Origin of the sequence: Sulfitobacter sediminivivens, assembly GCF_042611115.2 — a bacterium.
Lineage (GTDB): Bacteria > Pseudomonadota > Alphaproteobacteria > Rhodobacterales > Rhodobacteraceae > Sulfitobacter > Sulfitobacter sediminivivens.
In genome coordinates, this window is record NZ_JBHGAR020000017.1 from 36,821 (window position 1) to 61,574 (window position 24,754).

The following is a 24,754-nucleotide window of genomic DNA, read 5'->3' on the forward strand; positions in this document are numbered from 1 at the left end:
CTGGTGCTAGCATCTGGTCATGCCCTACCCTACGTCCCCAGCTGAAACTTTGGCCGATGGTACCGTGCATTTCGCGGGATTGGCCTTTGCCATTCCGGCAAGTTTTTTGTTGCTGATGCAAGCTGCGGGCACAGACGCAACTACGGTCGCCACGGCGATCTATGCGGGTTGCATGATCTTTGCTTTTGCCGCATCGGCGGTCTATCACCTGATGCCTTTTGAACAGACCCGCGCCCTGCTGGGCCGGATCGACCATGCGGCAATTTATTTCAAGATAGCAGGAACTTATACCCCACTTGTCATGATCATTGGCACCGGGTTTGCTTATGGTATCCTTGGTCTTGTCTGGATATTGGCGGTGCTTGGGGCCATTGCAAAACTGTTCTTTTGGCGTACCGACGCGCGCGGATCACTGGCGCTTTATCTTGGTATGGGATGGCTGTCTGTGCTGTTGGTCTGGCCCATGTTGGACAGGTTGCCGGGCATGGCCGTTGCATTGATTGGGATCGGCGGGCTGACTTATTCTGTCGGCACGGTCATCTACAAACGCGACGGCATGCCCTATCAAAATGCGGTCTGGCATGTATTTGTCCTGATCGCTTCAATCTGCTTTTTTTCGGCCATCAGCCTCAGTGTTCAGACCACCTGATCAAGATACATCCGCACGCAGGTCTGAACATGGCGAAACCGATCCCCGCCTAAATGCTTGCCACCAAACCATCGCGTCACAATGATCAAATGATTATGCAGCCCCTCGCGTTCGAGCACGCGCACAATCACCATCCCAGCGCCCGCCTCGCCATCATCACCCTTAAGCGCGCCGGATGTTGACAGCAAAACCGCCCATGTATTATGGGTCGCTCTTGCGTATGATTTGTCTCTTTTCAGCGCCTTTAGCGCCGAATCAACGCCTGCGCGGTCCTGAACGAGTCCACCCGAGACCGCATATTTTGACCCGCGGTCAGATAGGACATTACCAAGCTTAGTCAACGCTGACATATTTGCCCCTTAGCCCGCTGTGACCCAAGAACGTGCGCTTAGGCAAGGTTTTTCGCCATAGGCGATCGCCTAACATCTGCCTGACGCGACCAATATTCACGCGGGTGCTGTGTGGCCATTCTGTGCAGTTTTTAGCGCTCAACCCTACTGCTTCCATCCGCGAGTTGACCAGTCTGACCGTCAGCTTCAATCTCGCCGCAGCGCTGATCCATATCTCTTGGGTCTTGAAGCCCCTGATCGGCATCGCCCTCAATCTGACCAAGCCACCGCCGAAACCGATCTAAAGACCAGCAGCCGTCCGGCGCACGGTATCGAGCCGCGATGCATTGGGTGGATGCGTTCCCAAAAATCTGTCGCCCGGATCAGGGATGCGCGCAAAGAACTGCGCGCCGCGCACCGGGTCATATCCCGCCCGCTTGGTAATCACCGTGCCCAGCGCGTCGGCCTCAAGTTCAAAATTCTTGGAATAGCTGCGCGCACCAACCTGGGCACCTGTGCGCTGAGCGGCCTCAATGGCACTGCTGTCACCGCCCAACAAAACGGCCAGACCACCCGCAACAACAGCGCCCGCAACAGCGTTCTGCTGCTGGCGTCCGATGTGGCCTGCAATGTGATGCGCCGTCTCATGACCCAGCACAAACGCCAGTTCGTCCTCGTTGCGCGCCTCCGCGATCAGGGCAAGCGTAAAGGCAACAATGGGGCGGCCCTGTTTGTCCAAGGTCTGAAACGCATTCGCGGGCTGTCCGGGGCGGTCATCGACAACGATGTTGAAATTGCAGTTCACCCCAGTGGTGCGCGCGCGGCATTCGCGTTCGGCCACAGGTTCAAGGGTATTGACGACATTCACGAAACTGCGCGCCGCTTGCGAGGCGGAAAGCGTTCCGGTCCTTGGCTGCGGGGCGGCAGCCGGGCCAACGGGGCCTGAAGGACCCGGCCCAACTGTGGTGACTTCGCAGGCTGCCAAAAAGGCGACCGCCGCAATTGTTCCAAGGGCTTTGGTTATTCTCATTTCTGTTCCTCTGGGCTGCGCCTGCTCTGGATGTGTTTTAGCACGCTCGCGCGCGAGGACCAGCCCGATCACAGCACTTTGAATCCGATCCTTGCAATGATCCGCTGAAAAGAACAGGTTTAGATTATGTTTACCATCGAACACGAATTTGACGCGACAGTGATCACTTTGATTGACGAAGGCGACGCTCCTTTGCGAGAGGATGTGACTGTGCATGCCTTTGCAAGCGAGATCACCTTTGAGCAATGGGATCCGCGCACCGATCAGATCAAAAAGATCACCCTGTCACCCGCTCAGTTGCGCGAGTTGACGGACGCCCTCAACCTGCCCGAAGGCATCTACCGCAGCAAGCCTTAGAGGAAACCGAACATGGCCACCGGCACCAATATCAAAACCTATTTCGACGGCACCTGGCATGACGGCGACATGTCGATCATCAAGGCGGCAGATCATGGTGCATGGCTGGGCACCACCGTGTTTGACGGCGCGCGGCTTTTTAATGGGTTGTCCCCGGATCTTGAGGCGCATTGCGCACGCATTGACCGCTCTGCGCGCGCTTTGATGATCACGCCAACGGTCCAGACCGCCGATATGGTGGCCATTGTGCGCGAAGGGCTGGCCAGCTATCCGCGCGACGCCGCCGTCTATATTCGCCCGATGTATTGGGCCTTGGCGGGTGACGAACTGGGCATCGTGCCGCGTGAAGGGGCCACAGGGTTTGCCATATCGCTCGAACAGATTCCAATGGCCCCGCCTGAGGCCGCGACCACCCTGACCCGCACCCGGTTTCGCCGCCCCGTGCTCGAAGACAACGTGGTCAACGCCAAGGCCGGGTGCCTTTACCCCAACAACGCACGGATGATGGTTGAGGCACGCAGCAAAGGTTTTGGCAATGCGCTGGTTGCCGACGCGATGGGCAATGTCGCGGAATCGGCTTCAGCCAACGTGTTCATGGTCAAAGACGGTGAGGTGTTCACACCGATCCCAAATGGTACATTTCTGGCTGGCATCACCCGTGCGCGCCATATGAAAAACATGACCGCAGATGGCATGAAAGTGCACGAGGCGGTGCTTTCCTTTGATGATTTTCATGACGCGGACGAGGTATTTTTGTCTGGCAACATGATGAAAGTCACCCCTGTCAAAGCCTTTGATGACACCCAGTATCAGATCGGACCGAATGCAAATCCGGTGACCCGGCGGGTCCGGGAGATGTATTGGGATTGGGCCGCATCCGAGCGCTAAGCCAAAAAAGCGCCAGTCCAGTCACCCGCTCATGACCCGTCCAGACGTAGTTTGCGATTGCGCGACGCAGCTTCTGACGCCATGATCCGGGGCCAAAGGGAGACCTCTCATGCGTAAGTTCCTCGTTGTCCTTGATGACAGCACCGAATGTCTGAATGCGATGCGATTTGCGGCATTGCGCGCGGCGCACACCGGGGGCGGTGTAACGGTTTTGTCGGTCATTCCACCGGATGAATTCAACCACTGGATCGGTGTCGGCGACATCATGCGTGAAGAAGCGCGTGAACGCATTGAAGTGCATTTTGAAGTGTTTGCCAAATGGATGCGGGACAAACAAAACGTCGATCCAGAACTGGTGATACGCGAAGGCGTGGCCGCAGACGAGATCATTAAATATGTGATCGAGGACCCAGATGTTGGAGTGCTGGTGCTGGGCGCAAGTGCTGACAATAAGAAGGGTCCCGGCCCACTGGTAACGCAATTGTCACGCAGCGCCGGAACCCTGCCAGTCCCGATCACGATTGTGCCGGGTGACCTGAGCAAAGATCGGCTTGAGGCCATCACGTAAATCAATAGCACGACAAACGCCTGACCTGACGGTTCGCCGGGCAATCATTTTCGAACGGCTTTGTGATTCCTACGTCAGGGTTGCGAACCGTGCGGCAGGTCGATTTAGAATGGTTCCAAACCTTGACTTCACGATCCCCAAAGCGCATATCAAAGCTGCGCCAAGCACAGGAAACTGCCATGTTTATTCAAACCGAATCCACACCAAACCCAGCAACACTCAAGTTCCTTCCCGGACAGGCAGTGCTGGAGGTTGGCACAGCAGATTTCCCAACCCCTGATGCCGCGGGCGGTTCACCGCTGGCCACGCGCCTATTTGCCATAGACGGCGTCGCGGGGGTGTTCTTTGGGACGGATTTTGTGACAATCACTAAGGCCGACACAGTTGACTGGGACCATATCAAACCAGCATTGCTGGGTGCCATCATGGAACATTTCCAATCTGGTCAGTCGGTGATGGCAGCCGATCATCAGGCCACGTCAGGCCATGCAGCGCACGATGGCGAGGACGGTGAAATTGTAAATCAGATCAAAGAGTTGCTGGACAGCCGTGTGCGCCCTGCGGTCGCGCAGGACGGCGGCGACATCACTTTTCATGGATTTGATCGGGGCGTTGTCTATCTGCATATGCAAGGCGCATGTGCGGGCTGTCCGTCGTCGACCTTGACCCTGAAAATGGGCATTGAGAACCTGCTGCGCCACTATATTCCGGAAGTGACCGAGGTGCGCCCGGTTGCCTGACACACCACTTGTTTTGGCGTTTGATACATCGGCCGCGCATTGCGCGGCCGCTTTGCTGTTGGGTGATCAGGTGCTGCAAAGCGTGGTGGAACCCATGGCCAAAGGTCAGGCAGAGCGTTTGTTGGTGCTGTGTAGCGAGCTGATGGCCAAGGCGAATATTAAAGTTTCAGATTTGTCGGCCATCGGGGTCGGCATTGGCCCCGGAAATTTCACCGGCATTCGCATCTCTGTCTCCGCGGCGCGCGGCCTCGCGCTTGGTCTTGGGGTGCCAGCGGTTGGAGTGTCGGCCTTTGACGCATTGCGCCTTGGAACACAGGGGCCTTGTGCTTGCGCCGTGGATGCACGACGCGACATGGTTTACCTGCAAGGCTATGAGAACCCGAACCTTTCTGATCCTGGGCAATATCCGGTAGCAGAACTGCCTGCCTTTGATGGGCCCTTGATTGGGACCGGTGGGCACCCCCCCGTGCACCCCGTTGCTGAGGCAATCGCAAGGCTGGCGGCAACCCGCTTCCTCACCGAGACAATGCGCCCGGCACCGCTTTATCTGCGGCCTGCGGATGCGGCACCGAGCCGTGATCCCGCGCCCGTGATTTTGTCATGACAGCGGACGAGATGGCGGCGGTGCATGCGCGCGCATTCGATCAGGAACGCGCGTGGAATACGGCGGAATTTTCTGATCTGTTGGAGAGCCCATTTGTGCAGGCGTTTACGCATGCCTTTGGTTTCGCCCTGACCCGCTCGGTGGCAGGCGAAACCGAATTATTGACGTTGGCCGTCGATCCCGGTCACAGGCGCATAGGCATCGCGCGCGGGTTGCTCTGCCGCTGGTTGGATGCGCCGACAGAATCTGCAGACACCGCGTTTCTCGAAGTTGCGGCCGACAACACAGCCGCGATCGCGCTTTATCTTGATCTGGGCTTTGCCACCATCGCCACCCGCCCGGCCTATTACGCCCGCAAAGACGGCTCTGTCGCCGACGCATTGATCATGCAGCGCGCCCTTACCTTCGGTCAGCGCACAGAATAACAGCCCTTGGTGTCAGAAAGCTGTTGACCCTCCCCCCCGACTACGACCAAATTTGCACCTGATCATTTGATCGCGGGCAAAAGCCGTTGCTGGCCGCGCCCCAAATAGAAACCTGGGAGATACCTATGACCCTTATGACCAAATTTATGGGCGCTGCCGCCGCTGTCGCACTGAGCGCCGGTGCCGCATTGGCAGAGCCTGCGTTGATCTTTGACCTTGGTGGCAAGTTTGACAAATCGTTTAACGAAGCGGCCTTTGGTGGTGCGCAGCGTTGGGCCGAAGAGACCGGTGAAACTTTCCGCGAGATTGAATTGCAGTCCGAGGCTCAGCGTGAGCAGGCCCTGCGCCGTTTTGCCGAAGCGGGCGCAAATCCGATCATCATGACCGGCTTTGCCTTTGGTGACATCCTGAACCAGGTCGCACCAGACTATCCTGAAACAGATTTCGCGATCATCGATATGGTTGTCGATCAGCCAAACGTGCGTTCGGTTGTGTTCAACGAGCACGAGGGTTCCTATCTGGTTGGCATGATGGCCGCGATGGCGTCCAAATCCGGCACAGTTGGCTTTATCGGCGGCATGGACATCCCGCTGATCCGTAAATTCGCCTGCGGCTATGCACAGGGTGTGAAAGCGGTCAATGCGGACGCAACCGTGATTGCCAACATGACCGGCACCACCCCTGCCGCCTGGAATGACCCGGTAAAAGGCTCCGAATTGACAAAAGCACAGATTAGCCAAGGCGCTGATGTGGTTTATGCCGCCGCTGGTGGCACCGGCGTTGGGGTTCTTCAAACCGCCGCTGACGAAGGCATTTTGTCTGTGGGCGTCGACAGCAACCAAAACCACCTGCATCCGGGCAAAGTTCTGACATCCATGCTCAAGCGCGTTGACAATGCTGTGTATCAGGCCATGAAAGACGGCCCCGGCATGGAAAAAGGCTTTAATGTCATGGGTATCGCCAATGGCGGCGTCGGCTATGCGATGGATGAAAACAACGCCGAATTGGTCAGCACGGAGATGCTGACGACCGTTGATGCAGCATCAGCGAAAATCGCGGACGGCTCTCTGGTCGTGCATGATTACATGTCAGACGACAGCTGCCCTGCGCTGGACTTCTAAGCGTGACAGCGGAAAAAACAGCGGGGCAGCCGGAAACGGCTGCCTCATCCCTTGCACCCGCGATTGAGCTGAAAGGAATTTCGAAAGCCTTTGGGCCGGTCCAGGCCAACAAAAATATTTCGATCCGCGTCATGCCCGGCACGATCCACGGGATCATCGGTGAAAACGGTGCGGGCAAATCGACCCTGATGTCGATCCTTTACGGATTCTACAAAGCTGACAAGGGCGAGATATTTATCAGCGGCACAAAAACCGACATCCACGATAGCCAGGCCGCAATTGCGGCAGGCATCGGCATGGTGTTCCAGCATTTCAAGCTGGTTGAGAATTTTACGGTTCTGGAAAATATCATTCTGGGTGCCGAAGACGGCTGGAAACTGAAACCCTCGCTTGCCAAAGCGCGCCGATCGCTGGTGGAACTGGCCGAGGATTATGGGCTCAACGTCGACCCGGATGCGCTTGTTCAGGACATCGGTGTGGGCATGCAGCAGCGGGTCGAGATCCTCAAGGCGCTCTACCGCCATGCGGATATTCTGATCCTGGATGAACCGACAGGTGTATTGACGCCTGCCGAGGCGGATCAGTTGTTTCGCATTCTTGGCCGGCTCCGCTCTGAAGGCAAAACCATCATTCTGATCACCCACAAACTGCGCGAGATCATGGAGATCACCGACACCGTGTCAGTGATGCGCCGTGGGGAAATGACCGCAACGGTCAAGACAACCGAGACATCGCCCGCCGAACTGGCAGAGCTGATGGTTGGACGTAAGGTCCTATTGCGGGTCGATAAAAAACCAAGCACCCCAGGTGAGGTCGTGTTGGATGTGCGCGGCCTTCGGGTGGTTGATGAAAAGGGTGTCGAGCGCCTGCGCGGCATTGATTTGCAGGTGCGCGCAGGTGAGATTCTGGGCATCGCGGGGGTCGCCGGGAACGGTCAGTCAGAACTGCTTGAAGTGCTGGGCGGTTATAAGGATGGCATCGGCGAGGTCAGCGTAAATGGTCAAAAGCTTGACTTGACTGGCAAATACTCTGACGGCAAATCACGGCGTGCACGCGGCATCGCCCATGTGCCAGAGGATCGTCAGCGCGAAGGTCTGATCATGGATTTTCACGCATGGGAAAACACCGCCTTTGGCTATCACGATGATCCCAGCTATCGCAGTGGCGTGTTGATGAACAACAACGCCATTCGCGAAGATACCGCTGAAAAAATGGAGCGATTTGACGTGCGCCCGCCAAATCCCAGGCTTGAAGCGAAAAATTTCTCGGGCGGCAATCAGCAGAAAATTGTTTTGGCCCGCGAAATTGAACGCAATCCGAACCTGCTGTTGATCGGCCAGCCAACGCGCGGCGTGGACATTGGTGCCATTGAATTCATTCACCAACAAATTGTCGCCCTGCGCGATCAGGGCAAGGCGATCTTGCTGGTGTCCGTTGAGCTTGAAGAAATCCTGTCGCTGTCCGACCGCATCGCTGTCATGTTTGATGGCCGGATCATGGGGATGCGAGACCCGGACCAGACCGACGAAAAAGAGCTGGGCCTGTTGATGGCCGGGATCATCGACACTGACAAACCGCATTCAGTGGCCGAGGTCGAGGCGAACCTTGCCCACGTCAGCGGCGACCCGAGAAAGGAGGTCTGAGATGGACGTGATGCCAAAATGGGCCGAAGTGGTCCTTGTCCCGCTGATCTCGCTTGTGCTGGCGGCGATTCTGTCTGCCCTTGTCATTCTTGGCATCGGCGAAGACCCGGTGGCAGCCGTCAAGCTGATGATCACCGGCGCGCTCGGCTCTACCTATGGCTGGGGCTACACGCTTTATTATGCGACCAACTTTATCTTTACAGGCTTGGCTGTTTCGATCGCCTTTCACGCGCGGCTTTTCAACATCGGTGGTGAAGGTCAGGCGATGCTCGGCGGGCTTGGCGTCGCGATTGCGTGCCTTTACATCCCTTGGCCCCACTGGTCATTGGCGTTGATTGGGGCCGCTGTGATGGCGGGGCTATTTGGGGCGTTCTGGGCCGCGATCCCCGCGTGGTTGCAAGCCAAACGCGGCAGCCACATCGTGATTACCACAATCATGTTCAACTTTATCGCCGCCGCGCTGCTCAACTATGTACTCGTTAACATGATGCGCCCCAAAGGCAGCATGGATCCCGCCACTGCGCGTTTTCCCGAGGCGACCAACCTGCCGACATTGCATGATATTCTGGCCCCTTTTGGCATCGCCTTTTCCAAATCCGCCCCCGCAAACGTGTCCTTTCTGGTCGCAATTGCAGCCTGCGTCATTTTATGGCTGCTGATCTGGCGGACCCGTTTGGGATACGAAATTCGCGCATATGGTCATTCGGAATCTGCCGCCAAATACGCGGGCATATCGCCCTTCAAGATCATCATGATCGCGATGATTATTTCAGGTGCTTTGGCCGGTATGATGGCGATCAACAACGTGATGGGTGAAGCCGAAAGGCTGGTACTGAACTCCACCGAAGGGGCTGGTTTTATTGGCATCGCGGTGGCGCTGATGGGGCGGTCGCATCCTTTGGGTGTGTTCATTTCCGCGATCTTGTTTGGCTTTCTCTACCAAGGGGGTGCGGAGCTGGCGCTCTGGACATCGATCCCCCGCGAACTGATCGTCGTGATTCAAGCGCTTGTGATCCTGTTCACAGGCGCGCTCGACAACATGGTGCGGATGCCACTTGAGCGCATATTTCTCGCCTTGCGTAAATCCAAAACGGCAAAGGCGGTGAAGTAATGGATTACGCAACGCTCATCCAACTGCTCGACAGTACTGTCCGCCTTGCCACGCCGTTGCTTCTGGCCTGTCTTGCGGGGCTGTTCAGCGAACGTGCAGGAATTTTCGACATTGGCCTTGAGGGCAAAATGCTGGCGGCGGCGTTCTTCTCTGCTGCTGTGGCATCGCTTTCTGGCTCCGTCTGGATTGGTCTGGCGGCGGGCATGGGGGCGTCGCTGATGCTCAGCGCGCTGCATGGTGTCGCGTCGATTACCTTTCGCGGCAACCAACTGATTTCCGGCGTGGCGATCAACTTTCTGGCGGCGGGCATGACTGTGCTAATTGCGCAAGACTGGTTCAGCCAGGGCGGGCGCACGCCATCGTTGATGGGCGGTGCCCGGTTCGAGGCGATCACCCTGCCCGGTGCGGATGCTATAGCCGATGTGCCGATTATCGGACCGCTTTATGCGGAACTGATTTCGGGTCATTCGATCCTTGTCTACATCGCCTTTGCGGCGGTGCCTTTGTCATGGTGGCTGCTTTATCGGACGCGATTCGGGCTGCGCCTGCGCGCGGTCGGCGAAAACCCGGCAGCCGTGGACACCGCTGGCGTTTCCGTGGTCGGTCTGCGCTATGCGGCGGTGGCGATATGCGGCGTGCTTTGTGGCATCGCGGGGGCCTATCTCAGCACGGCTTTGCAGGCTGGGTTTGTCAAAGACATGTCAGCAGGGCGCGGGTTTATCGCGCTTGCCGCATTGATATTTTCCAAGTGGCGGCCGTGGTATGCGCTGTACGCAACCTTGCTCTTTGGGCTGTTTGGTGCGTTGGAAACGCGTCCCGATGTGATCGAAGCGATGGTTGGCATCAAGGTTCAGGGCCAGCTATTGGGGGCGCTGCCATATGTGATGACCGTCATCATTTTGGCCGGGTTCGGCGGCAAGGCCATTCCGCCCCGCGCGGGTGGCGAGCCATACGTGAAAGAACGCTGATCCATCAGGTCAAATTATAAGGTCTGATCATAAGGCCAGTTTGACCTATGATATCGGTCCTCCTTGCTGCAAAGCAGCAAGGACAGTTGATTTAGATACAAGACCTGCGCTAATGGGTGCCATGCAAATATACCTGCCCATCGCCGAAGTTTCGGTTAACGCATTCCTCTTGTTGGGATTGGGTGGGCTTGTTGGCATCTTGTCAGGCATGTTCGGAGTAGGCGGTGGTTTCTTGATGACGCCACTGCTTTTCTTTATCGGCATCCCTCCCGCGGTCGCAGTTGCCACCGAGGCGAACCAGATCGTTGCCTCTTCATTTTCTGGGGTTTTGGCGCATTTCAAGCGAAAGACCGTCGATTTGAGGATGGGCACCGTCCTGCTGATCGGGGGTCTTATCGGTGCCGCCTTGGGTGTGATGGTGTTCAACTATCTCAAGGCCCAAGGTCAGGTCGATCTGCTGGTCAAGCTTTGTTACGTGATCTTTCTCGGCGTTATCGGCGGGTTGATGTTTATCGAATCGTTGAATGCGATCCGCAAGACCCGCTCCGGCAAAAAGACAGCGCGCAAAAAGCACAACTGGATCCATGGCCTGCCCTTCAAAATGCGGTTCCGGGTTTCGGGTCTTTATATCTCGGTCATTCCGCCTCTGATCGTGGGTGTCGCGGTCGGTATCCTCGCTGCGATCATGGGTGTCGGCGGCGGCTTTATCATGGTGCCCGCGATGATCTATCTTTTGGGCATGCCAACCAAAGTCGTGGTGGGGACGTCGCTCTTTCAGATCATATTCGTGACTGCCTTCACCACAATGCTGCATGCCACCACAAACTTTACCGTCGATATTGTCCTAGCTGTGTTGCTGCTCATCGGCGGTGTGATCGGCGCGCAAATCGGCACCCGCATCGGCGTCAAGATGAAGGCCGAACAATTGCGCATCCTTTTGGCGCTTATGGTGCTGTTGGTCTGCGGCAAACTTGCACTGGAATTGCTGTTGGAACCGGTCGAGCTTTATTCGCTCGGCGCGGCGAGCGGTCATTGATGCGCACACTTGCATTTGCCTTCGTACTGGTCTGCGCGCTGCCTGCTCTGGCAGAAGAAGTGGTGCTTGGCCTAAGCAGTGATCAGGTGTCGATCAACACCAATTTTGACGGATCGGAGATCCTGATATTTGGTGCTGTGAAACGTGAAGAGGCGATCCAGGACAATCCGCGCCTGCAGGTGATTGTCACCGTCGCGGGCCCCTCTAGGCCGATCACTGTTCGCCGCAAGGAAAAGCGGTTTGGCATCTGGGTCAATACTGATGCCGTTGAAGTAGATCACGCCCCGAGTTTTTATGCGGTGGCGTCCAGCACGTTGTTGGGTCTTGCACTCTCCAACACCGAAGATTTGCGATACAAAGTGTCCATACCACGCGCCATCCGATCTGTCGGGGCACCGCAAAACATCCTGGACTCCAAGAACTTTACCAACGCGCTGATCCGGATCAAATCAGAGTCCAATCAGTATCAGTTGAACGAAGGCACCGTTAGCGTGGATGAACAAACGCTGTTTCGGACGGCCATCGAACTGCCCGCCGCCCTGACCGAAGGGGATTATCTGACACGGATTTTCCTAACGCGCGGCGGCGAGGTTGTGTCAAAATATGAAACCAGTATTTATGTCCGAAAGGTCGGCGTTGAGCGCTGGTTGTTCAGATTGTCTCGTGAAAATGCACTGATCTATGGCTTTATGTCACTGGCCATCGCGATTGCAGCTGGCTGGGGTGCCTCCGCGATCTTTAGCATTTTCCGGCGCTAGTCAGCCGCGCCCGACAAAGGGCATTTTGGTGGCCATCACCGTCAGGAACTGAACATTCGCCTGCGCCGGCATTGCCGCCATGTGCAAGACGGAAGCCGCAGCATGTTTGACATCCATCGTGTCCATCTGAGGGTTCTGTTTTTTCAATTCTGCGACGATCTGGCTTTCGGCGTTGCCTATGTCGATCTGCCCACAGGCGATGTTAAATGGCCGCCCATCAAGCGACAGCGATTTGGTCAGGCCGGTGATGGCATGTTTGGTTGTGGTATAGCAGACCGACCCCGGACGCGGCGCATGGGCGGACAGTGATCCATTGTTGATGATCCGCCCGCCGCCCTGTTTACGCATGTGTTTGAACGCCAACTGAGCCGCAATGAACATGCCGTGCAGGTTGACCGACAGCACCTGCTGCCAATCGTCCAATACGATCTCGTCGATGGGCGCAGACGGGCCAAAAATGCCCGCGTTGTTGAACAGGACGTCCACCTGCCCAAATGCTTTGAATGCTTCTGCCATCGCCTGTGCATCTGTCACGTCCGCTGGCAGGGCAACGGCATGGCTGTGCGCCGTTGCCATTTCCTCCAGCATCTCAGCACGCCGCGCGATCAGGCCAACGCGCCAATTGTTTTCCAGGAACAATTCCGCAGTGGCCCGCCCGATGCCAGAGCTTGCCCCAGTAATGATGATGGAATTCATATCGTACCCTCCGTTGTGGCATCCAGTGTTAGGGGGGCCACGGGTGCCGCGCGCAGATCGTCCACCTGCAACGGGCCGCTGGGCTTTGAAAGCCGATTGCGCACCACCCAGATCAGCCGCTCCTGCGCCCGTGTGATGGCGACATAGGCCAGCCGTTTCCACAGGGGCTGACCCGCCTCCATTCGCCCCATACGTGCGGCGGCAAACAGATCCGGGGCAAACACCTGAACGGTTTCCCACTGGCTGCCCTGCGCCTTGTGAATGGTCACAGCGGAGCCATGCAAAAAGGTGGCCCCCATGCGCGCGGCAAAGGGAATGAAAGGTTCCTCTTCGTCTGGCTTTTCGATTTTCACGATCGACGCCGCCGACACCTGCGGGTCTTCCGCGCCCATCACGTGCAGACGGCTGAACCCCGGCTTGCGCCCCTCGCCCAGATAGATCACCTGCGCGCCCTTGATCAGCCCTCTGGCCTCAAGGTCCAACCGTTTCTTACGGTGCTTCAGAGGCAGTTCGATGCCATCACAAATCAGCGGCTCCCCCGCTAGCAGCGCATCCTCAGGCGCGCCATGCACGGACCGGAACGCATTGATCAAGCGGATGCGCGTCGCGTTGCGCCAGACCAAAACCGGGCTGCGCGCCATCAGATCAACCTCGACCCGCTGGCCCCAGATGACGCGGTCATCCTTCTTCGACGCATCCTCAATCTTCCGCTCGAACTGCTCAAATCCCAGATCAGGGTCCGCCAGCGCATGTGCCAGATCAAGGATCGGATTGCCCGCGTCCTGCCGGAATATCCGGTTCAGGTTCATCACCCGCTTTTCGGGTAGTTTTTCAAACACCATCGTCCCGGATTGATTAACCGGAGCCAGCTGCGCAGGATCACCAAAGAGCAGCAGGGTCGGGAAAATCTCTTTCAGATCCTCGAACTGTTTATCATCCAACATTGACGATTCATCGACAAATCCGATGTCCAATGGCTCTTCGCGCCGTTTCCAGCCGGTGATGAAATCGGACCCACGCAGGCCCGCTGCAGCCAAGGCACCGGGAATGGATTTGTTGCCCGCATAAAATGCCGCCGCCCGGTCTAACGATATTTCGGTCAGCCCCTCAATCTCGGGCCGCTCGCCGGACCCGGCTAGCCATTCGGCGATCCGTTCGTATTCAGGGTCATAGACCGGCGTATAAAGAATACGGTGAATGGTTGTGGCCGGGACCCCGTGCAGACGCAAAACCGATGCCGCTTTGTTGGTGGGCGCAAGGATCGCAAGCGAACGTTTGTCTTTGCGTTTACGCGATTCGTAATCACCCGAAACAATCTCAACCCCGGCACCCTTTAGCGCCTTGTAAAGCTCTGCAAGCAAAAGTGTTTTGCCCGATCCGGCCTTGCCGGTGACGGCCATCACCTGATCCGCGCCACCGGTGCTTGGCATCAGCAGGCTGTCCTCAAGATCGATCCCGGCGCTACGCAGCATCTCGGCTACAGCGTCAAAGGCTGTGGCCTGATCGTCGGAATAGGTGAGTGCAGGAATATTCATGGCGCGACCCTACGTGAGGGGCGCGCCGGGGGCCAGACGGGTTTGATTACTTTACCCTGTTCTGGCCCATCCTCCCAGCGATGTGCTGGAAAAGCTGTAATCGAACCAGAACCGAGATTGTTCAGGCGATATGCCCGCGCGCGCGGCGACACGCGCTTGGGCGACTGCGTCAAACGCCCAAAGGCCAACCGATATCTTTTCGCGCCCCTCGCCCTGGCTGCCCAACACCTCAGGCGACGATCCAATCATCCGGTATATCCGCACCATGCGCGCATCAAAGACCCCGACAAAATGCTTGATGCCAAATCCCTGCATGATTTCACCACCGCCCAACATCAAGGCCGCGGCCACCTTTGGGTCAGCCCCACGCGCCAGACAAAACCGCGTACATTCCCAAATCAGCGGGCTTTGGATGGGGCCCGTCGTCAGATGACCAAAATGATCATTTACCATTGCGGGTCCTGTGGTGGGCAGGAACCGCATTGAACCGCCATGACTACCATCGGCCTGTTCCCAGATGACATACAGTGGGTTCAGCGCATCATATTCATCGCGCTCTTCGCCCGCATGATCCAGTGTCACATCCCAGCCCAGACGCACCTTGAATTGGTCCGCCCGGTCGCAAAACATCTGGCGTGCCAGTCGCGGATGTTGGCACAGGTCGTTTCCATAAAGGTATCGTAACACGTTAAGCCCTCCGTCCATCACAAGAATGGAAACAGAGCTAACGTAGTCCTTGTTAATTCAACCAATCAGCACCGCGCGGTGCTTTTGGATCATCCGCAACACGTGCTCGTCTCAGACAACGATCAAACCCCGGCTTAGCGCCCGCGCAACCGCATGTGTCGTATTCATCGCGCCCAGTTTGAACCGCGCACTTTCGATATAGACCCGCAGCGTATGTTCCGAGATCGACAAGGTATTGGCCACCTGCGCCCTGCTGTAGCCAATGGCAAGCAATGTCATCGCATCGATCTCTCTGGGGCTCAGCGACTGGGATTGTTCTGGCGTTCTGTTGGGCTCAAATTCCAACGCCTTTTTGTTCAGGTAATGTGCAATCAGGATCAGCATGCTGCGGTGCGCTTCGGTGAAGGCGAACCAGTCATCGTCGGTGCAAGAATGGTTAACCGTAAACAAGGCAAATTGACCGTTTGGGCCACGAATGGGCACGGAATAGCCTTGGTTCCCAAGACCATATTCAATCGATTCAGCCAAAAAAGCCCGCGCGGGCTTGCTTGACCAATCCAGTCTTTTCCAATCGACCGGATGAAAGCGTTGATAACAGCCGATGATAACCGGATCGATCCGCAGGTAATTTTGTTCAAGATATCGCGCCTGCCAGGCCGTCGAATAGGTCCCGCAGCCATATTGATCACCGGCGGAATCCACCCAATGATATGCGATGTGATCTACGTTTAGTGTGTCGCGCAACGCGACGCTGGCCGCCTGCAATTTCGCAAGCGTGTCAGCCTGCTCCAACAGCTCCATTATCGGTTCCATTTGTGTTTCGGTCACCATGCGCTTGGCCGTTGGTCCTTTCTCTAAGGGCGGCGATCTCGCTCAGCGCAACAATTGCGGTGTCATCCAACTGTTCCGCCAGGGCGGGCAAATTGTTCGACAACGCAAACCTGCGCAGATCAACAAGAACGTCCAAAATCCAGTCACTTCGCATGTACAGACTCTCTTTAAAATGGTTAACGGAAGGTTAATACAACCATAGCATGTGCCCTAGAATCGAAAATATTCGCAACTTTCAACTCCCCCGAAATGGCGAGGGGCGAGAATCCAAGTATTTGATCTAAAAGGGCCAACCAAAATTCAAGAAAACGCCCGCGAATCAATCCTCTGATTCGCGGGCTATTGTTCAGGATGCAGAGACAATCAGGCGTCAGCCCCGGGCGTCGAGCGCGTCTTCCAAGGTACGCAGCCCGGTTTTTGGGGCCTGTACCAGCACCGACATGTTGCCGGGCTTATGTTCGTTTCGCTGCATTTTGACGTGGGCCTGTGGCAGGTCTTCCCACGTGAACACCTCTGACATGCACGGGTCCAACCGCCGTTCCAGCATCAGTTTGTTGGCTGCCGAGGCCTGCTTGAGGTGGGCAAAGTGACTGCCCTGCAAGCGCTTCTGGTGCATCCACATGTATCGCACATCAAACGTCAGGTTAAACCCGGACGTACCGGCACAAATCACCACCATGCCACCCTTTTTCACCACAAAAGTGGACACTGGGAATGTCGCCTCACCGGGGTGTTCGAACACCATATCGACGTTCACGCCTTTGCCGGTGATGTCCCATATCGCTTTGCCGAATTTTCGGGTCTCGTTGAACCACTCTTTGTATTCAGGGGTGTTCACGGTGGGCAATTGCCCCCAGCATTTGAAATCCTTGCGGTTCAGCACGCCCTTGGCCCCAAGATCGAGCACGAACTGACGTTTGCTTTCGTCGCTGATGACCCCGATGGCATTAGCGCCCGCGGTGTTGATCAGCTGGATCGCATAGGATCCCAGGCCACCAGATGCACCCCAAACCAGCACATTCTGCCCCGGCTTCAGATCATGAGGTTCATGACCAAACAACATTCGGTATGCGGTGGCCAGCGTCAGCGTATAACATGCGCTCTCTTCCCAGGTCAGGTGCTTGGGACGCGGCATCAGTTGTTGTGACTGAACGCGGGTGAATTGGCTGAATGACCCATCGGGTGTCTCGTAGCCCCAGATGCGCTGGCTTGGCGAATACATCGGATCGCCGCCGTTACATTCCTCGTCATCGCCATCGTCCTGATTGCAGTGGATCACCACCTCGTCACCGACTTTCCAGCGTTTGACCTTGTCGCCTACAGCCCAGACTATACCCGACGCATCCGAGCCCGCGATATGATAGGGCTGTTTGTGGCCGTCAAACGGGCTGATCGGCACCCCAAGAGCGGCCCAGACGCCGTTATAGTTCACGCCCGCAGCCATCACCAAGACCAGCACGTCCTGGCTGTCCAGCTCGGGCACGTCTACCACCTCTTGCAACATGGCCTTGTCAGGATCGCCATGCCGTTCACGCCGGATCGCCCAGGCATACATTTGCTTTGGCACATGTCCCATGGGCGGCATTTCACCAACCTCATAAAGGTCTTTTTCAGGTGCGTCGTATTGCGCGATGGTGGTGTCGAGTGCCATGCGGGCCTCCTGTCGGTTCGTTCGGTCAATGATGCGTTTGCCGCAATGCAGAATCGCAGCGTCTCATCCTTGGGATATGGATGGTGACGCAATAATGCAACCTCAGAAGCGTCTTTTTTGTAATTTTATGACCCAGCAAGTGCAGAAATTTACTTTGCTGGCGCAGCATTTCTAAGCGCAAATTGTTGGATTGAATTTGCATAAAATCGCACAACCGGCCCTTGCCCGTCGTTGATTTGCCACATCCCGTCACTCTTGCTGATCACATCTCGCCCCGCCAACCCCTTCAACGCGCGGTCCAGTTCAGATCGCAATGTCTCAGGCTTCGGTACGCGGTTCTGCACCGGTATATGGTCAAGCAATGATCCCACCGCATCAAACAGCGCCTCATCCGTCAAGGGCGCGTGGGTCAACAGGGTTTGCGCAATCAATGGCACCGTCAAAACCGGCATAGCTTCTGATATGCGGTTCATCAACGTCTCTGACAGATCTTCAATTGTGGTCTCTGGTCCTGCGTCACGCAAAGACAGCGGCGTGCCAAATGCCACAGCCGCCGTGCCGAACCGGGTATCCCGCCCCCGCAACCGTTGCCAGAGTTTGCGCAGAATAAACCCTACGACCACTGATATTCGTGCACCAAAGCGTCTATCCCCACGGGTGTCAGCAGCAATGAGCACCCGGTCTTCCAAGACGCGGTCATAGTTGATGGCGACCGGCACGAATACCACGTCGCGTTCACCGTCCGGTTCGAACCTTTCCGTCACATAGGTCAGCAGACCCATCTTTGGTGGTTGCAACAAACCATTGAGGCTGAGGCCACCTTCGGGATAAATTGCCTGAGTTACACCGCCTGCCGTGGCCATGTGGACGTATCGCGCCAGAACTTTGCGATACAGCGCCCCGCGCGATTTGCGCCGAATAAAGTAGGCTCCCATTGATTTGATCAGTCGGCTAAGCGGCCAAACCCGCGCCCATTCCCCAACAGCATAAGACAAAGCCGATGACCGCGCTGCAAGATAGGTGACCAGAACATAATCCATATTGCTGCGGTGATTCATGATGAAAATTACGGTCGCATCCTTCGGGATCGCCTCAAATGTGGCATCGTTATTATCTGCCGTTTCGATCCGGTAAACGAAATTGGCGAGCAGTTTGGCCAGCCTTATGCCAAAGCTGAAATAGGCGAAGGCAGAAAAGCTGGGCACAATTTCGCGCGCATAGGTACGTGCTTTTTGAAAGGCCACATTCTCGGGCACATCATTCTCACGTGCATAGTTGATAATTTCGCGGCTGACTTCGGGGTCGTAGATAAGCCGCTGGATCATATCGTGCCGCCGCGCCAACTTGAAAGGCTCTATCGGGCGAGACAAACGCGTGTTCAGATGCTTGACCGCGCGTTCCAGCCGCAACCGGAAAAACCAGCGCACCGACGGCAACAAGAAATGGCTTAACGCGGTGACGGCCGCAAAAAGGACAATCAGGATAAACAACCAAAGGGGCAATTGAACAGTATGTGTCATCAGCAATACCCTTGCAGTGCGGCGAACCAAGGACAATATCTAAGTGAAGCGCTGCAGGAGGAAACGGCGCTCGACGTTGCTGAGCGCAGGCAGATTGCAACCCCCGGGCGACAATGCCGCAACGCAGCGAATTGACATGCTCATAAAGTTTCCCGTATCAACAGCCAGACGCAAGAATATTGCCCGGATAATTCAAAGAGGCCGCCCATGTTGCACCCGCAGAAAGACCGCCCCTGGCTGATCAGGACCTATGCCGGGCATTCGACCGCCTCCGCGTCCAATGCGCTTTATCGTGACAATCTGGCCAAGGGGCAAACCGGGCTTTCCGTGGCATTCGATCTGCCGACGCAGACCGGGTATGACAGCGACCATATCCTGTCACGCGGCGAAGTGGGTAAGGTTGGCGTGCCGGTTGGCCATCTGGGTGACATGCGGGCATTGTTCAAAGATATCCCGTTGGATCAGATGAACACCTCGATGACGATTAATGCCACTGCCCCTTGGCTTTTGTCGCTTTACATTGCCGTGGCCGAAGAACAGGGCGCAGACATTTCTGCCCTGCAAGGCACGGTGCAAAACGACTTGATCAAAGAATACCTGAGCCGGGGAACCTATATCTGCCCACCTGCCCCTTCCATGAAGATGATCGCGGACGTGGCCGAATATTGTTACACCCATGTGCCGAAATGGAACCCGATGAACGTGTGTTCCTATCACCTGCAAGAAGCCGGCGCGACACCGGAACAGGAACTTTCTTTCGCGCTCGCCACTGCCACGGCCGTTCTCGATGCCCTCAAACCGCGCGTCCCGGCAGAGGATTTTCCCGCGCTCGTGGGCCGTATTTCGTTCTTTGTGAACGCCGGTATCCGGTTTGTCACCGAGATGTGCAAAATGCGCGCCTTTGTCGATTTGTGGGATGAGATTTGCAAAAACCGCTATGGGGTTGAGGACGCCAAATACCGCCGTTTCCGCTATGGTGTGCAGGTCAATTCGCTTGGCCTGACCGAACAGCAGCCGGAAAACAACGTATACCGTATCTTAATTGAAATGCTGGCCGTGACGCTTTCGAAAAAGGCGCGCGCGCGCGCCGTACAATTACCTGCGTGGAACGAGGCATTGGGCCTGCCGCGCCCGTGGGATCAACAATGGTCCATGCGGATGCAACAGATCATGGCCTATGAAACGGACCTGCTGGAATTTGATGATCTGTTTGATGGTAACCCGGCAGTGGACGCAAAAGTCGAAGCCCTCAAAACGGGTGCGCGGGCCGAATTGGCAAATATTGATCGTATGGGCGGTGCAATCTCTGCCATCGACTATATGAAAGGCCGCCTTGTTGACAGCAACGCCGAACGCCTGGGCCGCATCGAGGCGGGCGAAACCATCGTCGTTGGCGTCAACAAATGGCAAAAGGGCGAACCCTCACCGTTGATGACGGGCGATGGCGGCATCATGGTTGTGGATCCCGCCGTCGAAGCAGAGCAGATCGACCGTCTGAATGCCTGGCGCGGGGCCCGCGATCAAGCTGCGGTTGACGCGGCACTCACAGAGTTGCGCAGCGCCGCCGCAGAGAGTCGCAATATCATGCCGGCCTCTATCAAGGCTGCAAAGGCAGGTGTGACAACAGGTGAATGGGCCGCCGAAATGCGCAAGGTTCACGGCGAATACCGCGGCCCCACCGGCGTTGCGGCCGGTCAGTCCAACAAGACCGAAGGGTTGGATGATTTGCGCGATGCGGTGGACGCAGTCAGTGACAAACTGGGACGTCGCCTGAAATTTCTTGTCGGCAAACCGGGGCTTGACGGCCATTCAAATGGTGCCGAACAGATAGCCGTGCGCGCGCGCGATTGCGGCATGGACATCGCGTATGAAGGTATCCGCCTGACCCCAACTGAAATCGTAACCGCTGCGGTTCAGGATGGGGCGCATGTTGTGGGACTTTCGATTTTGTCCGGGTCGCACATTCCTCTGGTCGAGGATCTGATGACGCAAATGCGCGATGCCGGGCTTGGCCATATTCCCGTCATCGTCGGCGGCATCATTCCTGACGATGATGCAGATCGTCTTCGCACAATGGGCGTCGCACGGGTCTATACGCCAAAAGACTTCGAATTGAATATGATCATGCAAGACATCGTAACACTGGCCGAGCCTTCGTCAAAAGCGGCGGAATAGCGCCCTGACACAAATTCGAATTTGCGAATAGCATTCTATTGGTATAGCCGAATTGGGAATTTGGGAATCTAATAGGAAGAACGATGGCAATTGATCTGAAATCAATGAACAGCAAAGAGTTGGAAAAACTCTTGGGCGATGTCAAAAAGGCACTTCAATCTGCAAAAGCTCGGGACCGCCGCGCGGCCCTGAAAGCGGCAGAAAAAGCGGCGGCCGAATGGGGTTTCTCGCTGAATGACTTGGCTGACGGTGAAAAACCTGTCAAAAAAGAGCGCAAGGCCAAGGCCAAAGCGGCCAAGCCAAAATCGAAACCTCAATTTGCAAACCCCGCAGATAAGTCACAAACTTGGACTGGCAAGGGTCGCCAGCCAAATTGGTTTCGCTCCGCAGTTGAAAAAGGAAAGTCGCCTGACGACATGCGCATCTGAATTAACAGCGCAGGAATGAAGTTTAGTTCTCGCTTTAATGGAAATAGGCTGCGCTGATTGCGCAGCCTATTTTTTATTTATACGATCAATGCGCCACGACCGAAAATAAATTTCCACCGTGTTCCATCCTGCATCACAATTTCACCACCCCCCGCATAGGGTGTTTCGTAGGTTGCTGTGCCAATGCCACGCAACCCATTATTGCAGCGCACAGGGAATGTAACCGTCTTTGTTTCTGCTGCTGGCATATAGCGCCCCGAACATGTGGTTTTTCCATTGGTCGCCTGAAACCATCCGCCTTCCAGAAAAGATGCCGTCGCCGTGCCGCGATATACCGTATTCTTTGGTCCAACCACGGCAACCGGATGTGTGACATCACAAGCAGTCAGCGCGCCTGCCGCAATGGCCAGTGCACAAATCAGTCGTTTCATAACAATCCCTTTCATGAACATTGTTCATCTATATATGAACGGTGTTCAAATCTTTGTCGAGTAAGGAATCTCTGACTTGCCTCTTGTTCATTTCCTGCCATGAAGGCAGGTTGTTCTCAACGACAGGAAAGGAACCATTCATGACCGTACATATTGGCGCAAAACCCGGTGACATAGCAGAGACCGTGCTGATGCCGGGCGATCCGTATCGTGCAAAATGGGCGGCAGAAACCTTTCTGAAAGACGCCAAATTAGTAAATGAAGTACGCGGAATGCTGGGCTTTACCGGAACTTGGAAAGGCCAGCGGGTGACCATTCAAGGCTCCGGCATGGGCATGCCGTCGCTGTCAATTTATGCCAACGAATTGATGGCCGAATACAATGCACAGACCCTGATCCGCATTGGGTCTTGCGGGGGCATGCAGCCCCATGTGGGTATCCGCGATGTGGTCATAGCCATGACGGCCACAACGATCACCTCACCCTCTTCCGGCATTTTCAAAGAACTGAATTTCGCCCCCTGTGCGGATTGGTCGTTGCTGAACGCCGCGGTCAAAGCCGCGGCAAGTAAGGGCTGCAAAACCCACATTGGTGGGATCTATTCGTCAGACGTTTTTTATAGCGAACGCGCGGATCTGGACGAACAGATGGTCCGCCACGGCATTCTGGGCGTAGAGATGGAGGCAGCAGAGCTTTACATGCTTGCTGCCCGGCACAAGCGGCGTGCGCTGGCGGTGCTGACTGTTTCAGATCACCTGCAAACCGGTGAAGCGTTGCCCTCAGAGGACCGCGAGAAAACGTTTGGCGACATGGTTGAGATCGCGTTGGAAGCGGCCTTTGCCTAACCTCTGATCAGACCCCGTGCGTCCGGTCATATCCGTTGCGTGCGGGCGGTTGCCAGTTGTCCAGCACACCCTTTGCAGGGGCAAAAACCTCAATCAAAAGCGGATAACATGCCGCCGCGTCTGAGGAATGTTCTGATGAACAATCCCCGCCCGGGCAGGCACTTAGTGCGCCAAGCAAATCAATCTCTGCAAAGAACTCGATGTAATCACCGGGTCGCACGGGGCTGGCTTTCATAAAGTACTGGCCCGTATCCCGCGTGAACCCGGTGCACATGAACACGTTCAAAACGTCATGAATGTGCGGCTCCGCTTCGGCCACCGGGATATCCAGATGCGCCGCCAGCGCACGGGTCAAATTTGAATGACAGCAATGGTGATACTGCCCACCCTGCAAAAGGTTATGCGTATAAGGATCGCAACGGGTGCCGATCACGTCATGTACGGACCCGCCATATCCATCAATGCCGTACCACCCAAGCGTATCTTGCGTAACGGTCGCGATCGGTCTAAGCCCCGGAAATGACGACCACATCCGCTGGCCAGTCGTGATGTGAGTGCCATGCAGGGCGCGGGTTTTACCGGAATAGAACCGTTCTGTCAGGTCGTTGGCGTTCCATAGGTTCAAGTCGCCGACCTGAGGCCCCTCCACCGAAGTAATGCGGAAAAAGTGGCCCGCTGGCACGTTAAACGTTGCCGCTTCGCGCGGATGCGCAATCGCTTCATCGGTTTTGGTCAGCATCTCACGACCCTTTTGATAGGTCGCCATATCGGGCTGCGGCAAGCCATCGACTGGATAACAAATGACGGGCTTGACGGCGCGACGCGCATCCGCATCTGGGGGTGAAATGATCATCAAATTCTCCGACGCTAGAATGTGATGCTAAGGGTGGCGCATGCCGTGCTAGGTGTAAAGCCAATGAAGCCTCACCACGGGCAAAGCATCACGTTAAAATCTCGGCGACTTCAAAGCCTGCATGCATTTGTCAGGCGTGCCAGTGCTCCGAAATATCTCCGCCCCGCAGGTCACGCAATTGTATTTGACCAACGCGCCCTTGCTGCCCGCCCGGTTCTCGCGCCAGCGACAGTCGCGCGTCGGCGCAGTGCGTCGCGCGACAATCGCCACGATGATCACAGCAATGACAAGAGCGATCAGGATGGGCATGGCTATGCAAAGCGCTTGGCAAAGGCCGCATAGGAATGGCGGTGTTTGTCAGGTGTTGAATTCACCGCCGGATGCCGCGCGGGATCATCATCGTAATCAAAGTTGACGCCTGTGCCTTCGATGATCCGGTTCATCATGTTGAAAAGGGCATTGACCTGAACCGCCTCAACCAGCGCCTTTTCCCCCCAACCGGCGTCAAAAACAGCCTGCGAATCCTGCTCGGTCAGTTTGCTGGGCAATGTGTTCAGCTTGCGCACATAGGCCATCAACGGCCGCAGCTTGTCTGGCACGGGGGCACGATCAAGGTCGGCAATCATTGCATCCATCAGGTCCGCGTCAAAGCCAAACAACGCGGCGTAAATCTTGTGACTGCCATAACAGAAGGTGCAGGCGTTCAGACCTGAGGTATAGGTCGCAATCATCTCGCGCTCCGCCACCGACAATTCGCCGTCGCCGCGCAATATCCCATCTGTATAAAGCATCAGCGGGGCAACATGGTCCGGAAATCGTTCAAACAGATCGGCAAGATGTGCTGTTTCCGGCATGCTGGGCAAAAGCGACATCGA

Annotated in this window: 29 protein-coding genes; 17 read left to right on the forward strand and 12 right to left on the reverse strand. The window is 56.2% G+C overall.

Annotated elements, in window-relative coordinates:
• The first annotated feature begins 19 nt into the window (after positions 1-19).
• Positions 20-649: a PAQR family membrane homeostasis protein TrhA gene (trhA, locus tag ACEWL3_RS15880; protein WP_386180748.1), complete on the forward strand. Its 630-nt coding sequence runs from the start codon at positions 20-22 to the stop codon at positions 647-649.
• Here the strand turns inward: trhA and ACEWL3_RS15885 are convergent.
• Positions 637-999 carry a YigZ family protein gene (locus ACEWL3_RS15885; protein WP_386180745.1) on the reverse strand — a complete coding sequence of 121 codons (363 nt, stop codon included), beginning with the start codon at positions 997-999 and terminating at the stop codon, positions 637-639. The genes trhA and ACEWL3_RS15885 overlap by 13 nt on opposite strands.
• A gap of 104 nt (positions 1,000-1,103) precedes the next feature.
• Between ACEWL3_RS15885 and ACEWL3_RS15890 the strand changes: the two genes are divergently transcribed.
• Positions 1,104-1,283: a CBU_0592 family membrane protein gene (locus ACEWL3_RS15890; protein WP_435001170.1), complete on the forward strand. Its 180-nt coding sequence runs from the start codon at positions 1,104-1,106 to the stop codon at positions 1,281-1,283.
• Here ACEWL3_RS15890 and ACEWL3_RS15895 read toward each other — a convergent pair.
• Positions 1,280-2,008, reverse strand: a complete 729-nt coding sequence (locus ACEWL3_RS15895; RefSeq protein WP_386180740.1) for a M48 family metallopeptidase — start codon at positions 2,006-2,008, stop codon at positions 1,280-1,282. The two genes, ACEWL3_RS15890 and ACEWL3_RS15895, sit on opposite strands and share 4 nt — an antisense overlap.
• 126 nt (positions 2,009-2,134) lie before the next feature.
• Here ACEWL3_RS15895 and ACEWL3_RS15900 point away from each other — a divergent pair, with 126 nt between their 5' ends.
• The 12 genes from ACEWL3_RS15900 (at position 2,135) to ACEWL3_RS15955 (ending at position 12,227) form a co-directional block, all read left to right on the forward strand.
• Entirely contained in the window at positions 2,135-2,365 is a 231-nt protein-coding gene (locus tag ACEWL3_RS15900; protein ID WP_114877743.1) for a DUF8831 family protein, read from the forward strand.
• A 12-nt stretch (positions 2,366-2,377) separates the two neighbouring features.
• Positions 2,378-3,253: a branched-chain amino acid aminotransferase gene (locus ACEWL3_RS15905; RefSeq protein ID WP_386180737.1), complete on the forward strand. Its 876-nt coding sequence runs from the start codon at positions 2,378-2,380 to the stop codon at positions 3,251-3,253.
• Between the two features lie 109 nt (positions 3,254-3,362).
• Entirely contained in the window at positions 3,363-3,821 is a 459-nt protein-coding gene (locus ACEWL3_RS15910; RefSeq protein WP_386180734.1) for a universal stress protein, read from the forward strand.
• A 179-nt stretch (positions 3,822-4,000) separates the two neighbouring features.
• The gene (locus tag ACEWL3_RS15915) at positions 4,001-4,561 is read left to right on the forward strand and encodes a NifU family protein (protein ID WP_386180732.1); all 561 of its coding nucleotides are present in this window, start codon (positions 4,001-4,003) and stop codon (positions 4,559-4,561) included.
• Positions 4,554-5,165: a tRNA (adenosine(37)-N6)-threonylcarbamoyltransferase complex dimerization subunit type 1 TsaB gene (gene tsaB, locus ACEWL3_RS15920; RefSeq protein WP_386180729.1), complete on the forward strand. Its 612-nt coding sequence runs from the start codon at positions 4,554-4,556 to the stop codon at positions 5,163-5,165. The genes ACEWL3_RS15915 and tsaB overlap by 8 nt, the downstream gene beginning before the upstream one ends.
• Positions 5,162-5,590 carry a GNAT family N-acetyltransferase gene (locus ACEWL3_RS15925; RefSeq protein ID WP_386180726.1) on the forward strand — a complete coding sequence of 143 codons (429 nt, stop codon included), beginning with the start codon at positions 5,162-5,164 and terminating at the stop codon, positions 5,588-5,590. The genes tsaB and ACEWL3_RS15925 overlap by 4 nt, the downstream gene beginning before the upstream one ends.
• Positions 5,591-5,715: 125 nt before the next feature.
• On the forward strand, positions 5,716-6,711 hold the full coding sequence (locus ACEWL3_RS15930) for a BMP family lipoprotein (RefSeq protein ID WP_386180723.1): 996 nt from the start codon (positions 5,716-5,718) through the stop codon (positions 6,709-6,711).
• Between the two features lie 2 nt (positions 6,712-6,713).
• The gene (locus ACEWL3_RS15935) at positions 6,714-8,354 is read left to right on the forward strand and encodes an ABC transporter ATP-binding protein (RefSeq protein WP_386180720.1); all 1,641 of its coding nucleotides are present in this window, start codon (positions 6,714-6,716) and stop codon (positions 8,352-8,354) included.
• Position 8,355: 1 nt separating this feature from the next.
• Positions 8,356-9,465 carry an ABC transporter permease gene (locus ACEWL3_RS15940; protein WP_386180717.1) on the forward strand — a complete coding sequence of 370 codons (1,110 nt, stop codon included), beginning with the start codon at positions 8,356-8,358 and terminating at the stop codon, positions 9,463-9,465.
• On the forward strand, positions 9,465-10,433 hold the full coding sequence (locus tag ACEWL3_RS15945; protein WP_386180715.1) for an ABC transporter permease: 969 nt from the start codon (positions 9,465-9,467) through the stop codon (positions 10,431-10,433). The genes ACEWL3_RS15940 and ACEWL3_RS15945 overlap by 1 nt, the downstream gene beginning before the upstream one ends.
• Positions 10,434-10,554: 121 nt before the next feature.
• Positions 10,555-11,469 carry a sulfite exporter TauE/SafE family protein gene (locus tag ACEWL3_RS15950; protein WP_386180712.1) on the forward strand — a complete coding sequence of 305 codons (915 nt, stop codon included), beginning with the start codon at positions 10,555-10,557 and terminating at the stop codon, positions 11,467-11,469.
• The gene (locus tag ACEWL3_RS15955; protein WP_386180709.1) at positions 11,469-12,227 is read left to right on the forward strand and encodes a TIGR02186 family protein; all 759 of its coding nucleotides are present in this window, start codon (positions 11,469-11,471) and stop codon (positions 12,225-12,227) included. Before ACEWL3_RS15950 ends, ACEWL3_RS15955 begins: the two co-directional genes overlap by 1 nt.
• On the opposite strand, the gene ACEWL3_RS15960 is transcribed toward ACEWL3_RS15955, so the two are convergent.
• From ACEWL3_RS15960 to ACEWL3_RS15985, 6 genes are all read right to left on the reverse strand, one after another.
• Positions 12,228-12,923 carry an SDR family oxidoreductase gene (locus ACEWL3_RS15960; RefSeq protein ID WP_386180706.1) on the reverse strand — a complete coding sequence of 232 codons (696 nt, stop codon included), beginning with the start codon at positions 12,921-12,923 and terminating at the stop codon, positions 12,228-12,230.
• The gene (locus ACEWL3_RS15965) at positions 12,920-14,458 is read right to left on the reverse strand and encodes an ATP-dependent DNA helicase (protein WP_386180703.1); all 1,539 of its coding nucleotides are present in this window, start codon (positions 14,456-14,458) and stop codon (positions 12,920-12,922) included. The genes ACEWL3_RS15960 and ACEWL3_RS15965 overlap by 4 nt, the downstream gene beginning before the upstream one ends.
• 51 nt (positions 14,459-14,509) lie before the next feature.
• Positions 14,510-15,145: an acyl-homoserine-lactone synthase gene (locus tag ACEWL3_RS15970; protein ID WP_386180700.1), complete on the reverse strand. Its 636-nt coding sequence runs from the start codon at positions 15,143-15,145 to the stop codon at positions 14,510-14,512.
• Positions 15,146-15,256: 111 nt separating this feature from the next.
• Positions 15,257-15,946, reverse strand: coding sequence for a helix-turn-helix transcriptional regulator (locus ACEWL3_RS15975; RefSeq protein ID WP_386180697.1), 690 nt, complete (start codon positions 15,944-15,946; stop codon positions 15,257-15,259).
• Positions 15,947-16,346: 400 nt separating this feature from the next.
• Positions 16,347-17,627 carry a crotonyl-CoA carboxylase/reductase gene (gene ccrA, locus ACEWL3_RS15980; RefSeq protein WP_114877729.1) on the reverse strand — a complete coding sequence of 427 codons (1,281 nt, stop codon included), beginning with the start codon at positions 17,625-17,627 and terminating at the stop codon, positions 16,347-16,349.
• Between the two features lie 149 nt (positions 17,628-17,776).
• A complete protein-coding gene (locus ACEWL3_RS15985; protein WP_386180692.1) occupies positions 17,777-19,147 on the reverse strand; it encodes a 1-acyl-sn-glycerol-3-phosphate acyltransferase in 1,371 nt (456 codons plus the stop codon).
• A gap of 207 nt (positions 19,148-19,354) precedes the next feature.
• Between ACEWL3_RS15985 and ACEWL3_RS15990 the strand changes: the two genes are divergently transcribed.
• Positions 19,355-21,322, forward strand: a complete 1,968-nt coding sequence (locus ACEWL3_RS15990; protein ID WP_386180690.1) for a methylmalonyl-CoA mutase family protein — start codon at positions 19,355-19,357, stop codon at positions 21,320-21,322.
• An 83-nt stretch (positions 21,323-21,405) separates the two neighbouring features.
• Entirely contained in the window at positions 21,406-21,750 is a 345-nt protein-coding gene (locus ACEWL3_RS15995) for an H-NS histone family protein (RefSeq protein WP_386180687.1), read from the forward strand.
• Between the two features lie 77 nt (positions 21,751-21,827).
• Here the strand turns inward: ACEWL3_RS15995 and ACEWL3_RS16000 are convergent, their stop codons facing one another.
• On the reverse strand, positions 21,828-22,181 hold the full coding sequence (locus tag ACEWL3_RS16000; protein ID WP_386180684.1) for a hypothetical protein: 354 nt from the start codon (positions 22,179-22,181) through the stop codon (positions 21,828-21,830).
• A 140-nt stretch (positions 22,182-22,321) separates the two neighbouring features.
• Between ACEWL3_RS16000 and deoD the strand changes: the two genes are divergently transcribed.
• Positions 22,322-23,026, forward strand: a complete 705-nt coding sequence (gene deoD / locus ACEWL3_RS16005; protein WP_386180681.1) for a purine-nucleoside phosphorylase — start codon at positions 22,322-22,324, stop codon at positions 23,024-23,026.
• Between the two features lie 7 nt (positions 23,027-23,033).
• Here deoD and ACEWL3_RS16010 read toward each other — a convergent pair whose 3' ends face one another.
• From ACEWL3_RS16010 to ACEWL3_RS16020, 3 genes are all read right to left on the reverse strand, one after another.
• Positions 23,034-23,879 carry an urea carboxylase-associated family protein gene (locus tag ACEWL3_RS16010; RefSeq protein WP_386180678.1) on the reverse strand — a complete coding sequence of 282 codons (846 nt, stop codon included), beginning with the start codon at positions 23,877-23,879 and terminating at the stop codon, positions 23,034-23,036.
• 93 nt (positions 23,880-23,972) lie between these two features.
• Positions 23,973-24,188: a hypothetical protein gene (locus ACEWL3_RS16015; RefSeq protein ID WP_386180675.1), complete on the reverse strand. Its 216-nt coding sequence runs from the start codon at positions 24,186-24,188 to the stop codon at positions 23,973-23,975.
• 2 nt (positions 24,189-24,190) lie between these two features.
• Entirely contained in the window at positions 24,191-24,751 is a 561-nt protein-coding gene (locus tag ACEWL3_RS16020; protein WP_386180672.1) for a carboxymuconolactone decarboxylase family protein, read from the reverse strand.
• Between the last annotated feature and the right edge of the window lie 3 nt (positions 24,752-24,754).

Excerpts from the sequence above, each read along its gene's own strand:
- ACEWL3_RS15975 (WP_386180697.1), bottom strand. The coding sequence starts at position 15,946 with ATGGAGCTGTTGGAGCAGGCTGACACGCTTGCGAAATTGCAGGCGGCC.
- ACEWL3_RS15915 (WP_386180732.1), top strand. The coding sequence starts at position 4,001 with ATGTTTATTCAAACCGAATCCACACCAAACCCAGCAACACTCAAGTTC.
- ACEWL3_RS15985 (WP_386180692.1), bottom strand. The coding sequence starts at position 19,147 with ATGACACATACTGTTCAATTGCCCCTTTGGTTGTTTATCCTGATTGTC.
- ACEWL3_RS15885 (WP_386180745.1), bottom strand. The coding sequence starts at position 999 with ATGTCAGCGTTGACTAAGCTTGGTAATGTCCTATCTGACCGCGGGTCA.
- deoD (WP_386180681.1), top strand. The coding sequence starts at position 22,322 with ATGACCGTACATATTGGCGCAAAACCCGGTGACATAGCAGAGACCGTG.
- trhA (WP_386180748.1), top strand. The coding sequence starts at position 20 with ATGCCCTACCCTACGTCCCCAGCTGAAACTTTGGCCGATGGTACCGTG.
- ccrA (WP_114877729.1), bottom strand. The coding sequence starts at position 17,627 with ATGGCACTCGACACCACCATCGCGCAATACGACGCACCTGAAAAAGAC.
- ACEWL3_RS15925 (WP_386180726.1), top strand. The coding sequence starts at position 5,162 with ATGACAGCGGACGAGATGGCGGCGGTGCATGCGCGCGCATTCGATCAG.
- ACEWL3_RS15940 (WP_386180717.1), top strand. The coding sequence starts at position 8,356 with ATGGACGTGATGCCAAAATGGGCCGAAGTGGTCCTTGTCCCGCTGATC.
- ACEWL3_RS16020 (WP_386180672.1), bottom strand. The coding sequence starts at position 24,751 with ATGTCGCTTTTGCCCAGCATGCCGGAAACAGCACATCTTGCCGATCTG.
- ACEWL3_RS15950 (WP_386180712.1), top strand. The coding sequence starts at position 10,555 with ATGCAAATATACCTGCCCATCGCCGAAGTTTCGGTTAACGCATTCCTC.
- ACEWL3_RS16010 (WP_386180678.1), bottom strand. The coding sequence starts at position 23,879 with ATGATCATTTCACCCCCAGATGCGGATGCGCGTCGCGCCGTCAAGCCC.
- ACEWL3_RS15910 (WP_386180734.1), top strand. The coding sequence starts at position 3,363 with ATGCGTAAGTTCCTCGTTGTCCTTGATGACAGCACCGAATGTCTGAAT.
- ACEWL3_RS15965 (WP_386180703.1), bottom strand. The coding sequence starts at position 14,458 with ATGAATATTCCTGCACTCACCTATTCCGACGATCAGGCCACAGCCTTT.
- ACEWL3_RS15990 (WP_386180690.1), top strand. The coding sequence starts at position 19,355 with ATGTTGCACCCGCAGAAAGACCGCCCCTGGCTGATCAGGACCTATGCC.
- ACEWL3_RS15955 (WP_386180709.1), top strand. The coding sequence starts at position 11,469 with ATGCGCACACTTGCATTTGCCTTCGTACTGGTCTGCGCGCTGCCTGCT.
- ACEWL3_RS15895 (WP_386180740.1), bottom strand. The coding sequence starts at position 2,008 with ATGAGAATAACCAAAGCCCTTGGAACAATTGCGGCGGTCGCCTTTTTG.
- ACEWL3_RS16000 (WP_386180684.1), bottom strand. The coding sequence starts at position 22,181 with ATGAAACGACTGATTTGTGCACTGGCCATTGCGGCAGGCGCGCTGACT.
- ACEWL3_RS15945 (WP_386180715.1), top strand. The coding sequence starts at position 9,465 with ATGGATTACGCAACGCTCATCCAACTGCTCGACAGTACTGTCCGCCTT.
- ACEWL3_RS15905 (WP_386180737.1), top strand. The coding sequence starts at position 2,378 with ATGGCCACCGGCACCAATATCAAAACCTATTTCGACGGCACCTGGCAT.
- ACEWL3_RS15960 (WP_386180706.1), bottom strand. The coding sequence starts at position 12,923 with ATGAATTCCATCATCATTACTGGGGCAAGCTCTGGCATCGGGCGGGCC.
- ACEWL3_RS15930 (WP_386180723.1), top strand. The coding sequence starts at position 5,716 with ATGACCCTTATGACCAAATTTATGGGCGCTGCCGCCGCTGTCGCACTG.
- ACEWL3_RS15900 (WP_114877743.1), top strand. The coding sequence starts at position 2,135 with ATGTTTACCATCGAACACGAATTTGACGCGACAGTGATCACTTTGATT.
- ACEWL3_RS15995 (WP_386180687.1), top strand. The coding sequence starts at position 21,406 with ATGGCAATTGATCTGAAATCAATGAACAGCAAAGAGTTGGAAAAACTC.
- ACEWL3_RS16015 (WP_386180675.1), bottom strand. The coding sequence starts at position 24,188 with ATGCCCATCCTGATCGCTCTTGTCATTGCTGTGATCATCGTGGCGATT.